At 70.6% G+C, this 12,654-nt stretch carries 11 protein-coding genes; 6 read left to right on the forward strand and 5 right to left on the reverse strand.

All coding sequences use genetic code 11. The annotated features are described in order from the left end of the window. Positions 1-8: 8 nt before the first annotated feature. The 3 genes from ACWD0F_RS32205 to ACWD0F_RS32215 form a co-directional block, all read right to left on the reverse strand. Entirely contained in the window at positions 9-935 is a 927-nt protein-coding gene (locus tag ACWD0F_RS32205) for an aldo/keto reductase (protein ID WP_449882128.1), read from the reverse strand. Positions 936-1,125: 190 nt separating this feature from the next. Next, the gene (locus ACWD0F_RS32210; protein WP_449882130.1) at positions 1,126-2,844 is read right to left on the reverse strand and encodes an FAD-dependent oxidoreductase; all 1,719 of its coding nucleotides are present in this window, start codon (positions 2,842-2,844) and stop codon (positions 1,126-1,128) included. Positions 2,845-2,922: 78 nt separating this feature from the next. Then, on the reverse strand, positions 2,923-3,183 hold the full coding sequence (locus ACWD0F_RS32215; RefSeq protein WP_449882133.1) for a UBP-type zinc finger domain-containing protein: 261 nt from the start codon (positions 3,181-3,183) through the stop codon (positions 2,923-2,925). A 511-nt stretch (positions 3,184-3,694) separates the two neighbouring features. Here ACWD0F_RS32215 and ACWD0F_RS32220 point away from each other — a divergent pair. From ACWD0F_RS32220 to ACWD0F_RS32230, 3 genes are all read left to right on the forward strand, one after another. Next, complete coding sequence (locus ACWD0F_RS32220; protein ID WP_449882136.1) at positions 3,695-4,840, forward strand: IS701 family transposase; 1,146 nt, start codon at positions 3,695-3,697, stop codon at positions 4,838-4,840. Positions 4,841-5,334: 494 nt separating this feature from the next. Continuing rightward, entirely contained in the window at positions 5,335-6,411 is a 1,077-nt protein-coding gene (locus ACWD0F_RS32225; protein ID WP_449882139.1) for an AI-2E family transporter, read from the forward strand. Between the two features lie 326 nt (positions 6,412-6,737). Then, positions 6,738-7,349, forward strand: a complete 612-nt coding sequence (locus ACWD0F_RS32230) for a hypothetical protein (RefSeq protein WP_449882142.1) — start codon at positions 6,738-6,740, stop codon at positions 7,347-7,349. Between the two features lie 391 nt (positions 7,350-7,740). On the opposite strand, the gene ACWD0F_RS32235 is transcribed toward ACWD0F_RS32230, so the two are convergent. Together ACWD0F_RS32235 and ACWD0F_RS32240 are read right to left on the reverse strand one after the other, a co-directional pair. Further along, on the reverse strand, positions 7,741-7,971 hold the full coding sequence (locus tag ACWD0F_RS32235; RefSeq protein WP_449882367.1) for an MBL fold metallo-hydrolase: 231 nt from the start codon (positions 7,969-7,971) through the stop codon (positions 7,741-7,743). 54 nt (positions 7,972-8,025) lie between these two features. Further along, positions 8,026-8,487, reverse strand: coding sequence for a MarR family winged helix-turn-helix transcriptional regulator (locus ACWD0F_RS32240; RefSeq protein ID WP_449882145.1), 462 nt, complete (start codon positions 8,485-8,487; stop codon positions 8,026-8,028). A 130-nt stretch (positions 8,488-8,617) separates the two neighbouring features. Here ACWD0F_RS32240 and ACWD0F_RS32245 point away from each other — a divergent pair, with 130 nt between their 5' ends. Genes ACWD0F_RS32245 through ACWD0F_RS32255 form a run of 3 tightly spaced genes read left to right on the forward strand, consistent with a single transcriptional unit; the run spans position 8,618 to position 12,653 of the window. Next, a complete protein-coding gene (locus tag ACWD0F_RS32245; protein WP_449882148.1) occupies positions 8,618-9,421 on the forward strand; it encodes an ABC transporter permease in 804 nt (267 codons plus the stop codon). Further along, positions 9,418-11,016, forward strand: a complete 1,599-nt coding sequence (locus ACWD0F_RS32250; RefSeq protein WP_449882151.1) for an ATP-binding cassette domain-containing protein — start codon at positions 9,418-9,420, stop codon at positions 11,014-11,016. Before ACWD0F_RS32245 ends, ACWD0F_RS32250 begins: the two co-directional genes overlap by 4 nt. A 32-nt stretch (positions 11,017-11,048) precedes the next feature. After that, positions 11,049-12,653: an ABC transporter substrate-binding protein gene (locus ACWD0F_RS32255; protein ID WP_449882153.1), complete on the forward strand. Its 1,605-nt coding sequence runs from the start codon at positions 11,049-11,051 to the stop codon at positions 12,651-12,653. Position 12,654 lies beyond the last annotated feature (1 nt).

The raw sequence follows: 12,654 nt of genomic DNA on the forward strand, positions 1-12,654 counted from the left end.
TCGCTCTCCTAGGCGCTCGCCTTGTCCAGGAGGGCGAGCTCGTCGGCGGTGAGCGACAACGTCAGGAAGGGGAGCAGGTCGGCGAGCTGGGCGGGCGTGCGCGCCCCGGCGAGCGGGGTCGCGACGGTGGGCTGGGCGGCGAGCCAGGCCAGGGCGACCGCGGCCGGCGTGGTGCGGTGTGCCGCGGCGATCTCGTCCAGGGCCGCCAGCACGGCGGGGCCGTTGCCGCCCAGGTGGGCGCGGGCCCGGCCGGCGCGGGGGCTGTCGACGTCGGGGCCGCCTTGACGGTATTTCCCGGTGAGGAAGCCACGGGCCAGGGCGACGAACGGCAGGCAGGACACTCCGGCGGCGGCCACGGCGGGGGCGAGGTCCCTTTCGTAGTGCGCACGCGCGACCAGGTTGTATTCCGTCTGCAGCGCGACGTACGCCGTGAGCCCTTCCCGCGCCGAGGTCTCCAGTGACGCCGAGAGCCGGTCCGCGGTGAAGTTGGACGCCGCGATGTGCCGCACCTTGCCGGCCCGCACCAGCGCGTCGAACGCGGCGAGGGTCTCGGCGAGCGGGGTGCCGTGGTCGTCGACGTGCGCGTAGTAGAGGTCGATGTGGTCGACCCCGAGCCGCCGCAGCGAGTCCTCCGACCCACGCCGGATCGTGTCCGGCGCCAGATTGTCCAGGCCGGCCAGCGCACCCACCTTGGTCGCGATCACCATCCGGTCCCGATTGCCCCGGGCCTTCAGCCAGCGGCCGATGATGATCTCCGACTCGCCGCCGCGGCCACCGGGGCTCCCGTACATGTCCGCCGTGTCGATGAAGTCGCCCCCGGCCTCGGCGTAGGCGTCCAGCACGGCGAACGACGTCTCCTCGTCCGCGGTCCACCCGAAGGGATTGCCACCCAGGCAGAGCGGGGACACATCCAGATCACTCGTGCCGATTCTCATGCCGCCAGCGCTCCGTCCGTACCGTGAGGGATCTTCGGCATCCGGCGGCGGCCTGTCGCCCGCCGCGTTTCCCGGACCCGTTCGCGAGGATCGTCATGCCGCCTGTCGCTGCTCACACGCTAATGCTGTTCGTGCCGCAGCGAAATGAGGCGGATGGGGGAGATTCGCCGGACGGCGCCCTCAAGCCAGGTCAGCTCGTGGAGCGGTAGAGGTGTACGAGAGCGACGGCCATGGCGCCCTCGCCGACGCCGGAGGCGACCCGCTTGATGGAGCGAGCCCGCACGTCGCCGGCGGCGAAGACCCCTGGCACGCTGGTCTCCAGGTAGAACGGCTCACGGTCCGGCGTCCAGGATTCCGGCAGGGTCCCGCCTCGGGTCAGATCGGGGCCGGTGCGAATGAAGCCGTGCTCGTCGCGCTCGACCGCCCCGTCCAGCCACTGGGTACGCGGGCGGGCGCCGATGAAGGTGAACACGAAGCCGGCCGGCTCCTCGGTCTCGGTCTGGGTGGCGTCGTCCGCGATCCGGATGCGTTCCAGGCGTTCGTCGCCGAGGAACGCCAGGACTCTGGTCCGCAGGCGTACCTCGATGTTGGGGGTCCGGCCGATCTCGTCGACGAGATACTGCGACATCCCGCCCTCCAGGGACGCCGAGCGGACCAGCATGGTGACCCGCGTGGCGTACTTGGAGAAATGCATGGCGGCCTGGCCTGCCGAGTTGGCGCCACCGATGATGAAGACATGCTGGGAGACGCAGGACTGGCTCTCGGTGGTGGCCGCGCCGTAGTAGAGCCCGGCGCCGGCGAAACGATCGGCCCCCTCGACGTCCATCCTGTTGTACGCGACACCCATCGCCAGGAGCACGATCTCGGCGCTGATCTCGGAGCCGTCGGCGAGGGTGACGATCTTGGCCGGGTCGGCCCGGCGCAACCCGACGGCCTCGACCGGATACAGCAGCTCCGCCCCGAATCGGCGGACCTGGGACACCGCTCTTCTGGCGAGGTCTCCACCGGACAGGCCCGACGGGAAGCCGAGGTAGTTCTCGATCAGGCTCGAGGTGCCGGCCTGTCCGCCCGGGACGTTGGCGTCGAGCAGCAGGGACGACAAACCCTCGGAGGCGGCGTAGACGCCCGCGGCCAGACCGGCGGGCCCGGCGCCGATGATGACGATCTCGTAGTGGGGCCGGGAGGCCGTGGTCGACAGGCCGAGCCGGTCGGCGAGCTCGGTGTTGGCCGGAGCGGCCAGGCGGTCTCCGTTGGGAAAGACCACCACGGGCAGGGGGAACGCCCCGTCTCCCGCCAGCTTCTGCGCCTCGGGGCCGAGGTTGACGTCCAGGAACTGGAAGGGCTGCTCGTTGCGCGTCAGGAAGTCGCGGACCGCGTGGGTGGCCGGGGAGACGGGGTTACCGATGATCTTGATGCCTTGGTAGCTCTGCCGGTGGGCGGCCTGCCAGTCGCCCAGGAGATCGTCAAGGATCGGGAAGAGCCGCTCTTCGGGGGGATCCCACGGCTTCATGAGGTAGTGGTCGAGCCGGACCCGGTTGATGGCGGTGATCGCCGCGTCGGTGTCGGCGTAGGCCGTCAGCAGCACGCGCTTGGCGTCGGGGAACCGGCTCACCGCGTCGAGCAGGAACTCCACCCCGGTCATGCCGGGCATACGCTGGTCGACCAGGAGCAGGGCGGCGTCGAGTCCGCGCGTCTCGATGGACTCCAGCACCTCCAGCGCCTCCCGCGCCGATGACGCGCCCAGCACCCGGAACCGGTCCGCGTAGGTGTGGCGCAGATCGCGCCGGACGGCGCGGAGCACCTGAGGGTCGTCGTCGACCGCGAGGATCACCGGCTTGGGTGCTTCGTCGCGGGCCGGGTGCGTGCTCACTCCTGCGCGCGGAGCGCCGGAGCCCATGGGCTCGCTCATTCTGCATTCCTCATGACAGTTGACGGAGCTGCCCAGATCGTCGGGCAACCTTCGGACTGGTGGCCACCGGCGTCACGCTCACGCCGTTTCCAGGACCACCTCGTCGACGTAACACCACGCCCAAGCCTCACCCGGTTCGGCGGAGGCGGCGATCGGGTGGCCTGTCGCCTTGTAGTGCTTGGTGGCGTGTCTGTTGCGCGAGCTGTCGCAGCATCCGACGTGGCCACAACTCAGGCATTGACGCAGGTGCACCCATCTACTACCGATCGCCAAACATTCCTCGCAACCTTCCGAGGCCGCGGCCACATCCTTGATCTGGTCGGTATGCGTGCAATTCATACTGAACCCCCATTCCTGGCACAGAGCTTAAGCAGGGAGTGCGGAGCCGCCCGGGGGAGTTGACTTAATTCCGCGAACTGGGTCCTGACCTGACTTAACCGGCTTCGGCGCAGCGCGCGATTCGCGGGTCGATGGCAGAGAGGAGAGGCGATGCGCGCGGTGTGAACGAGCACACGTCGCTTCGCCGTGGAACGCGTTGGAACGCCCCTGGGTGGAGGCGTCAGTCGTTCGACGACGGCGCCCGGGGGACGAGGAGGGCATTCCTTTTCGGTCAACAGCAGAATCCGCCCCATCGGCGTGGCGAATCGGCGGTCGTACGGGGGCCGGCCCGATCACCAGCCACGTCGGCACGGCGACCTCGCTGTCGCGATCACGGAGGAGACGCCGGGAGAGCGCAGCGACCGTCCAGATCGGGATTATTCGGGGCATACGGGGATTTCTGCATGGGGTTACGGGGGTAACGGTGCGAAAAATCGACGAATCGATCATTCAACGACGACTGTCATCAGAGATGTTCACGGAGTTCTGCGACGCGCTCTTCGCCTCGCTGAAGCGGCGCGATCAGCGGCAGCACGCGCAACGATATCTCCGGGGACTGCTCGCCACGGAGGGCCGCAAGACCATAAGAAGAATAGCCGCCGGATCAGGACCGGCCGTGGAACAGAGCCTTCAGCAGTTCATCAGCCACTCCCCATGGGACTGGACGCCGGTACGACGTTCGCTTGCCGCGTATTTGGAGCAGCACACCAGGTTCGCCGCCCTGGTCGTCGAACAGGTGCTCATTTCGAAGGCCGGTGAGCATTCGGTCGGCGTGGAGCGGCGATTCCATCAGAAGATGGGACGGATGATCTCCTCCCAGGAGGTGCTCGGCGTCTGGCTGGCGACCGAGCATGACGCGTACCCGATCGAGTGGCAGATGGTGTTGTCCGGCAACTGGCTGGCCGACGACGAGCGCCGCCGGCGCACGGGGGTTCCCGAGGACGCCACCGTCGCGACCACGGGCGAGCTCAGCGTTCAGGCCGCCATCGGCGTCCTGCGGGGGTGGGGGCTCCGGGCGCGGCCGGTGGTGATGGACGCCAGATCGCTCGACCTCGGCGGCATCATGTCGGAGTTCTCCCGTCATGGCATTCCGTTCGCCATCCGGGTCGACGGATCGATCCCGCTCAGCCCGGCGGACTCCCGAGTCCCCTTCCTGACGGGCCGTCGCGTGCAGGCCGCCCGGCTCATCCACGCGCTGCGGGAGCTGAGCCAGCCGGTGAGCGGCGGCTCGCCCGGCCACCGCCCCACACTCGCGGTGAGCACGCGGGTGAAGCTGCCCTCCCCGGCCGGCCGGCGACCGGCGGGCGAGCCCGACCTGCTGCTCCTGGGCGTCACCAGCGGCGGCGATCAGGCCCCTGAATACTGGCTGACCAGCAGCACCCACGTGACGCCGGCCACGCTCTTCCGGCTCACCCGGACGCTCGACGGTGTCAGGGAGCAACGGCTGGGCGTCTCCAACAAAGCCGGGCTCCGCGATTTCGAGGGCCGGTCCTATCGGGGCTGGCATCACCACGTGACCCTGGTCTCGGCCGCCCATGCCTTCCGCAAGCTGCTGTCGGAGACCATCGGCGAACATCCCGGCTTCGCAAGCGTGGAACTGCTGCGCAAACGGGCATGACGCCGAGGCGGCCGCGTCACCGGCGATCCATCCCGTGCCGGGGGAGGCGATGCGGCGCAAGGTCGCCGAGACGGATGTGTGCGGCGGCTCGCACGTCTTCGGCGTACCGTGTCAAGGCTCGATGCGTTGTGGTCCGGGAGCGACCTCCCGGACGACGGTGCAGGTCGGTCCTCCGCTCATCCGGGCTTCGGCCTTGCCGGACAGGCTCCTGGCCGGGTCGGCACGTCGGCGGAAGGCGGCCGTGATCGTGTCATAGAAGATGACTCACCGCGCCGACGTGAAGAAGTCGGGTAGGGGAGGACACCCCTTCCTATGAAGCAAGTCTTTTACCTCTTTTCACGTTCCTTGGGTCGAAGTCTCAAATCGTGCCTATTCCCGACCGGTGGGGAAGGTTGCCGTACATGGATTCACCTCAGGAGCGCCTGTTTCGGCTGGTGCCTCCAACCTTGGCGAGGATGGCCGCGTGGTGCGCGTGTCTGATCGTTATCGGCATCGTGGCCAACTATGTGTTCGGCTTCGTGGCGACGATGCGCATCGTCGCCCTGCCGCTGGCGGTCGCCCTGCTGCTGACCGCGCTGCTGTTCCCGCTCACCCGGCAACTGCGCGCCTCGGGACTGCGGGCGATCTACGCCACCTGGGTCACCATGCTCGTCGCCCTCGCCGTGCTGGGCGGGACGGGCTGGATCATCGGCGTGCGGGCCAACGAGGAGTTCCCCGGCCTGGTGACACAGGTCAGGCAGACGGCCAAGACGGTGGAGAGCTGGCTCTACACCGGCCCCCTGGGCCTGGAGCCGATCCAGCTCAGCGGCTGGGTGGACGATATCGCCAAGATGATCACCGAGCGGCAGCAGCAGATCACCTCGACGGTTCTCGCGGGCACCGTGGTGGTGGTTGAGGTGCTGGCCTCGATCGTGCTCCTGCTGTTCGTGACGTTCTTCCTGCTCAAGGACGGTGACCGGATCTGGTCCTGGTTCCTCAAGGGGTTCGGCCGGATGGCGCCGCGGGTCGACCGGGCCGGGCGGACCGCCTGGACCACGCTGTCCCACTATGTGCAGGGCACGGTGGCCGTGGCCGCGGTGCACGGCGTGCTCATGGGTCTGGTGCTGGCCATCATGGGCGTTCCGCTCTGGGCGGCGCTCGCTGTACTGATCTTCCTGGCCAGCTTCATCCCGATCGTCGGCATTCTCTTCGCCGGTGCGGTCGCGACGCTGGTCACGCTCGGCGCGAAGGGTCCGGTCTACGCACTGATCTTCATCGGCATCCTGGTCGTCGAGCAGCAACTGGAGAACCACGTGCTCCAGCCGCTGATCGTCGGCCGGGTACTGCACTTCCACCCGCTGGCGATCATCCTCGTGCTGGCCGTCGGCGGCATCCTGGCCGGGATCGCGGGCGCGGTTGTGGCCGTGCCGATCACCGCCGTCCTCTACCGGGCCGTGCCCGAGCTCTTCAAGGATGATCCGATCCCCCTCCTGGCGGGACCGGGTCCAGAACCACCGGCCCAGGAACCACCAGCCCTGGAACCACCGGCGCAGGCCGTTCCTCCTGAGAAGGAACCCGGGCAGAAGGACTGACGGGCTCGTCGGCGGGCGCAGGCGCGCTCGAGACGGGGAGCCGGCTCGTGCAAGGCGCACACCCCCCGCCGACGACCTGATCATCGATCTCACGCCGGCGTCGCTGACGCCCGCAACGCCATGACGCCGCCAGAGCCCCTCAAGCCGCCCCGGCCAGGGCCCGGGTGTGGGCAGCCCGCCGATGGGGGCGTGAGCTGTGATCGGCTCCCGCGATGAGCTTTGCTGGAAACGCCCGTATCCGGCCCCGGGCAGACGGCGTTGACTGACAGTGTCCGGTTACCTGTCTTCGGGCGGGATGCACCGGCGACAGCGGGGCGGAGGCGGTCATGTCCACCGAGACCGTGATGTGGGTGGCCGTCATCGTCGGGGTGATGGTGGTGGTGCCGGCCTCCGGCTTCTTCTTGCTGCGGAGGCGTCGAGCTCACCTGCGCGAGCGATTCGGTCCCAAGTACGAACGCACGGTCGCCGCAGAGGTCACCCGTAGGGCGGCCGAGCGTGAGACGCGAGCCCGTCGGACGCGATCAGGGCCGCTCGACATACGGCCGCTCGATCCCAACACACGCTGCGGCTATGCCGACAGGTGGGCCGCGGTTCAGGAGCGTTTCGTGAACGAGCCGAGTCCCGCGGTCAGCGAGGCCGATCTGCTGGTGCGGGCCGTCATGGCCAAGCGCGGCTATAGCACTGAGGACTTCGCGCAGCAGGCCTCCGACCTGTCGCTGCGACACAGCCGCACCCTGGAGCACTACCGCCAGGCCCACGAGATCAGCGGGCGCGCCGCAGGCAGTTGGGTGTCGATCCAGGAACTGCGGCAGGCCATGGCGCACTATCACGCCCTGTTCGACGACCTCATCGGCGGCGACCAGCGGCCCCTGCGGGCTCGGGCTGCCGCTCGAGCACCCTCGACACGCCCCGACGGAGCCGCGGGTCCCCGCCGATAAGCCGCAGGCGCAGCAGGCCCGCGAGCCCACGGTCGAACAGGCCTTGGCCGTCGCGATGGAGGCGGCCAAGCTCGCCACCTGAAAACATCCGTCCGGCTGGTCTATGCCTGCCGTGTGGGGCGGGGCCGGGGAATCCCGCCGTGAGCAATCACGACGGGGCGCCCGGTCCGACTCAACACGACAGGCCTACGGGGACGAGTCTCAACCGTGCCTGCTGGTCGAGGGGAACTTCGGACGGCACCGCTAGTGAACGCGGTATAGACGGAGTTCAGCCGGTGCAGCTGGGTACTGCGGGTGCACTGCCCACGCAGTTGTTCAGGGTGTTGGCGCTGATCGGTGAGTTGGTGATCGTCATGGTGCCGCGCACCCGGTAGACACCGTGAGGGCTGTCTCAGCCCTTCCTGACCGCCTCTCCCACCGAGGCGGGTGAGGTGCGCCAGGGGGCACCGTGGCCCGGGAGCACCCAGGACGCCGGCAGTCCGGCGATCCGGTCGAGGGAGGAGAGCGCTTCGGCCGGGTCGTCGGTGAAGGGCGCGGGCTGCGGGCCCTCGCGTCCGGTGAGGACGTGCCGCGTGGTCAGGGCGTCCCCGACGAAGACCGGTACGCCGTGTTCGCTGCGCAGGCGTTCGGCGAAGCCGAGGTCGCCGAGGCCACCATCGACGACCGGCTCGCGGGCTCAGTGGGCGCGCAGGCGTCTGGTCACGCTGCCCGAGATGTCGGCGAGCGTGTCGAGCTGGTCGCGGTCCAGCGGGTCGATGAGCCAGCGGTGGATGTGCCTCGCCCGTGCGGGTAGCGCCTGGTCGATGGCGGTGCGGCCGGCCGCGGTGAGTGTGATGAGCGTGCCGCGCGCGTTGCCGGGGTCCTGCTCGCGGGCGACCAGGTCGCGCGCGGCCATCCGGGTCAGATGATGGTGCAGCCTGCTCTTCTCGAACTCGGTGACTCCGGCCAGCTGGAAGGCGCGCAGCCGGCCGCCGGGGGCCGCGCGCAGCGCGTTGAGGATCGCGAAGTCGGGCTCCGACAGGCCGGTGTCCTGCTGTAGCTGCTGGCTCATCCGCCGCCAGAACAGGACCTGCATCTCGAAGAACGCCTCCCAGACGCGACTGTCGCGCTCGTCGAGCGCCTCGATCTCGTCGGACATGGTGATCATCCTATCCGCGAGCCCTTTGAGTTGACATGTCAGCTCGCGGCAGTCATCATCGCAGATGACACGTCAACTCATGCCAATTCCCTATTTTCTCTATCTGTTTTATCGAAAACTAGAGGCGCTCGTGCCCATCCGCTCCCTCCCGTTCCTCTCGCTGGCCTGGCTCGCGCTCATCCTCACCGCCGCCATCGCCCCTGGCGTGCTCACCCCGCGTGACCCCCTCGCGGTGGACCCGGTCGCGCGGCTGAGCGCGCCGTCCGCCCTGCACCCGCTCGGCACCGACCAGCTCGGCCGCGACCTGCTCGCCCGCCTGGTGCACGGCACCGCACTGTCACTGGGCGCGGCGCTGACCGCCACCCTGGTCGGGCTGGTCCTCGGCACCCTGTTCGGCGTGCTGGCCGGGTTCCTGCGCTCGTGGCCGGACACGGCGATCATGCGCGGCGCCGACATCCTGCTCTCCATCCCCGGCATGCTGCTGGCCCTGGTGCTGCTGGCGGCCCTCGGTCCCGGGGTCGGCAACGTGGCCCTCGCCGTCGGCGTGGGCAGCGTCGCCACCTGTGCCCGGATCGTCCGGGCGCACGTCCTGCAGGTCCGGGAGAGCCCGTACGTGGAGGCCGCCCGCTCGGGCGGAGCCCGCTGGCCCCGGCTGCTGGCCCGCCATGTGCTGCCCAACTCGATGGGCCCCGTCTGGGCGCTGGCCACGCTGGAGCTGGGGGCGGCGATCCTCGCGGTCTCCGCGCTCAGCTTCCTCGGCTACGGCAGCCGGCCGCCGACGCCCGAATGGGGTTCGCTGGTCGCGGAGGGACGCGACGCCTTGCGTACCGCGTGGTGGCTGACCACCTTCCCCGGGCTCGCCGTGGCCGCCACGGTGGTCGCCTGCGGCGGCCTGTCGCGCGCGTTCGGCGGCGAGGCGGTCGTCGCACGATGAGCAGCACCACCGAACCACTGCTCGACATCTCCGGCCTCACCGTCGGCTACCGGCTCGGGCGGCGGACCGTCAGCGCGACACGGTCGTTCAGCCTGGCCATCGAGCCGGGGGAGATCGTGGCCTTGGCCGGGGCGTCCGGGTCCGGCAAGTCCACGATCGCGCACGCCGTGCTCGGGCTGCTGCCCCCGGCCGCCGAGATCACCGCAGGCCGGATCACGTTCGCGGGACAGGACCTGGTCGGGCTGCCGGAGCGGCGGATGCGGGCACTGCGCGGCAGCCAGATCGCGCTGATCCCGCAGGACCCCGGCGCGGCGCTGAACCCCGTGCAACGCGTCGGCGCCCAGGTCGCCGAGACCCTGATCGTCAACGGCCTGGCCGACCGGCGGGCGGCCCTGCTCGCCGCCGTGGGCCTGCTGGAGGAGGCGGGGGTGCCCGAGCCCGCGCGGCGCGCCGGGCAGTATCCGCACGAGCTCTCCGGCGGCCTGCGGCAGCGGGTCCTCATCGCCATCGCCGTCGCCGCGCGGCCCCGGCTCATCGTGGCCGACGAGCCGACCAGCGCCCTGGACGCCATCGTCCGCCGCCAGGTCCTCGACCTCATCGAATCGCTGGCCAGGGCTTCGGGCACGAGCGTGCTCATGGTCACGCACGACCTGGCCACGGCGGCGGAACGCGCCGACCGGATCGCCGTGATCGAGGACGGGACCGTCCCCCCGCGGAAGTCGTCCGTCACGGCGCCCGCGCCGATCGCGGACAGAGCGGACAGAGCGGAGACGCCCGCGCCCTGGCAGGTCACGGACGGGGGAGCGGCGTCCGCCGAGCCTCATGTGCGTGTGGACGGGCTGGTCAAGGAGTATCGGCAACGGGGGCGGCCGGCCTTCCGCGCGGTGGACGACGTGTCGTTCACCATCGCCGCCGGCCGGACCCTGGCCCTGGTCGGCGAGTCGGGGTCGGGCAAGTCGACCGTGGCCCGCATCCTGCTCGGCCTCGCCGAGCCGACCGCCGGGCGGATCACGCTGGGCGGGCGCCAGGTCACGGGCGCGAGCGGCCAGGCGCTGCGCGCGCTGCGCCGGCAGATGCAGATCGTCTACCAGAACCCGTTCACCTCGCTGAATCCGCGCATGACGGTCCGGCAACTCATCGCCGACCCGCTGGTGTCGTACCGGATCGGGACCCGCGCCGAGCGCGGGGCACGCGCGGCCGAGCTGCTGGACCGGGTCGGGCTCCCCGGCGAGCTGCTGGGCCGCCGCCCCCGCGAGTTGTCGGGCGGGCAGCGCCAGCGGGTCGCCATCGCCAGGGCCCTGGCGCTGAGCCCGGGGCTGCTGGTCTGCGACGAGCCGACCTCGGCGCTGGACCCCGAGGCCCAGGACCACATCCTCGACCTGCTCGCCCGGCTCCAGGACGACCTGGGCCTGACCTACCTGTTCATCTCCCACGACTTCGCGGCCGTACGGCGGCTCGCCCACGACATCGCGGTCGTCCAGCACGGCCGGCTGATCGAGCTGGGCCCCGCCGCGCGGGTGCTCACCTCACCCCGGAACCCCCACACCCAGGACCTCCTGGCCGCGGCACCGCCTCTGCCGGCCCTGCGGCCCTGACCTGCCTACCGACACCCTTCAGGAGCACACCCATGCGCATCAGACCACGGACGGCCACGGCCGCCGTCGCCCTCACCGCCGCCCTCGCGGCCTGCGGCACCGCGTCGCCCGCGAGCACCACCGGGGCGCCGTCGCCCGCCTCCCCCCAGCGGGGCGGCACGCTCACCCTCGCGCTGCAGTCGGCGCCGCAGAGCGTCAACCCCAGGCAGTTCACCGACACCGCGACCGTCTACATCGCCCGCCAGCTCACCGACTCGCTGGTGGCCCAGGACCCGGCCACCGGGGAGATCGTCCCGTGGCTGGCCGAGTCATGGCAGGTCAGCGCCGACGCGACCCGGTTCACCTTCAATCTGCGGGACGGCGTCACCTTCTCCGACGGCACGCCGCTGACCGCCGAGGTCGTCAAGGCCAACGTGGACGACCTGCTCGCCAACAAGGCGAAGCTCAACCCCGGGCTCACCCCGCTGATCTCCGCCGTCAAGGACGCCACCGTGGCGGACGCCGGCACGGTCACCATCGCCTTCACCAAGCCCAGCGCGCCCTTCCTGCAGGCGGCGACCAGCCCGGCATTGTCGATCCTGGCCCCGAAGACCCTCGCCCTGCCCTTCGAGCAGCGCTTCGACAAGATCGTCGGCTCGGGGCCGTTCGTCCTGGACGCGCTGAGCGGCGACAAGGCCACGCTGAGCCGCCGGGCCGGCTACGCCTGGGCGGCCAAGGGCGCCCGGCAGGGGGAGGCGTACCTGGACAAGGTCGTGTTCACCGCCGTCCCCGAATCCGGCGTCCGCTCGGGCAGCCTGGAGTCGGGGCAGGTGCAGGCCATCGGCGACGTGCCGCCCGCGGACGTCCAGGCGCTGCGCGGGGGGAACTTCCAGCTCGTCACGCACCCCAATCCGGGGCTGGTCTGGGGACTGGTCCCCATCTCGGCCCGCGCGCCCCTCGACGACGTACGGGTACGCCGCGCGGTCGCGCTGGCCGTCAACGGGACCGAGGTCCGCGACACCGTGCTCAGCCCCGACTTCGCGCCGGCCACCAGCGTCCTGGCGGCCTCCACCCCCGGCTACGCCGACCTCTCCGCCACGGTCGCGTTCCGGCCGCAGGAGGCGGCCGAGCTGCTCGACGAGGCCGGCTGGCCGGCCGGCGCCGACGGCGTACGCGTCAAGGACGGCAAGCGGCTGTCCCTGGTGGTCGGCTGGTTCCGCAACTACAGCGCCAACCAGCGCATCCTGGAGCTGCTCAAGGCCCAGCTCGGCAAGGTGGGCATCGACCTGCAACTGCTGGAGCAGACCGGCGCCCAGCTGCTCGACGGGCTGGCCAAGGCCCAGTACGACTTCTTCTGGACCAACGGCACCCAGGCCGACGGCGACATCCTGCGCTCCAGCTTCTCCGGCGCCCCGCCGAACTACTACCGGATCAACGACCCCGAGCTGGAGAAGTTGTTGCTCCAGCAGGTCGCCATCGGCGAGCGGAAGGCCCGCGACGCCGTGCTCGGCACGATCCAGAAGCACCTCGTGGACCAGGCCGTGTTCCTCCCGGTCGTCGAGCAGACCACCGTGCTCGCCGCCGCCCCGTCGGTCCACGGCCTCACCCTCGGCGCGGCCTCGGAGCTCACGCAGCTCTCGTCCGCCTGGCTGTCCTAGG

The sequence above is a fragment of the Nonomuraea sp. NPDC002799 genome (assembly GCF_053592075.1).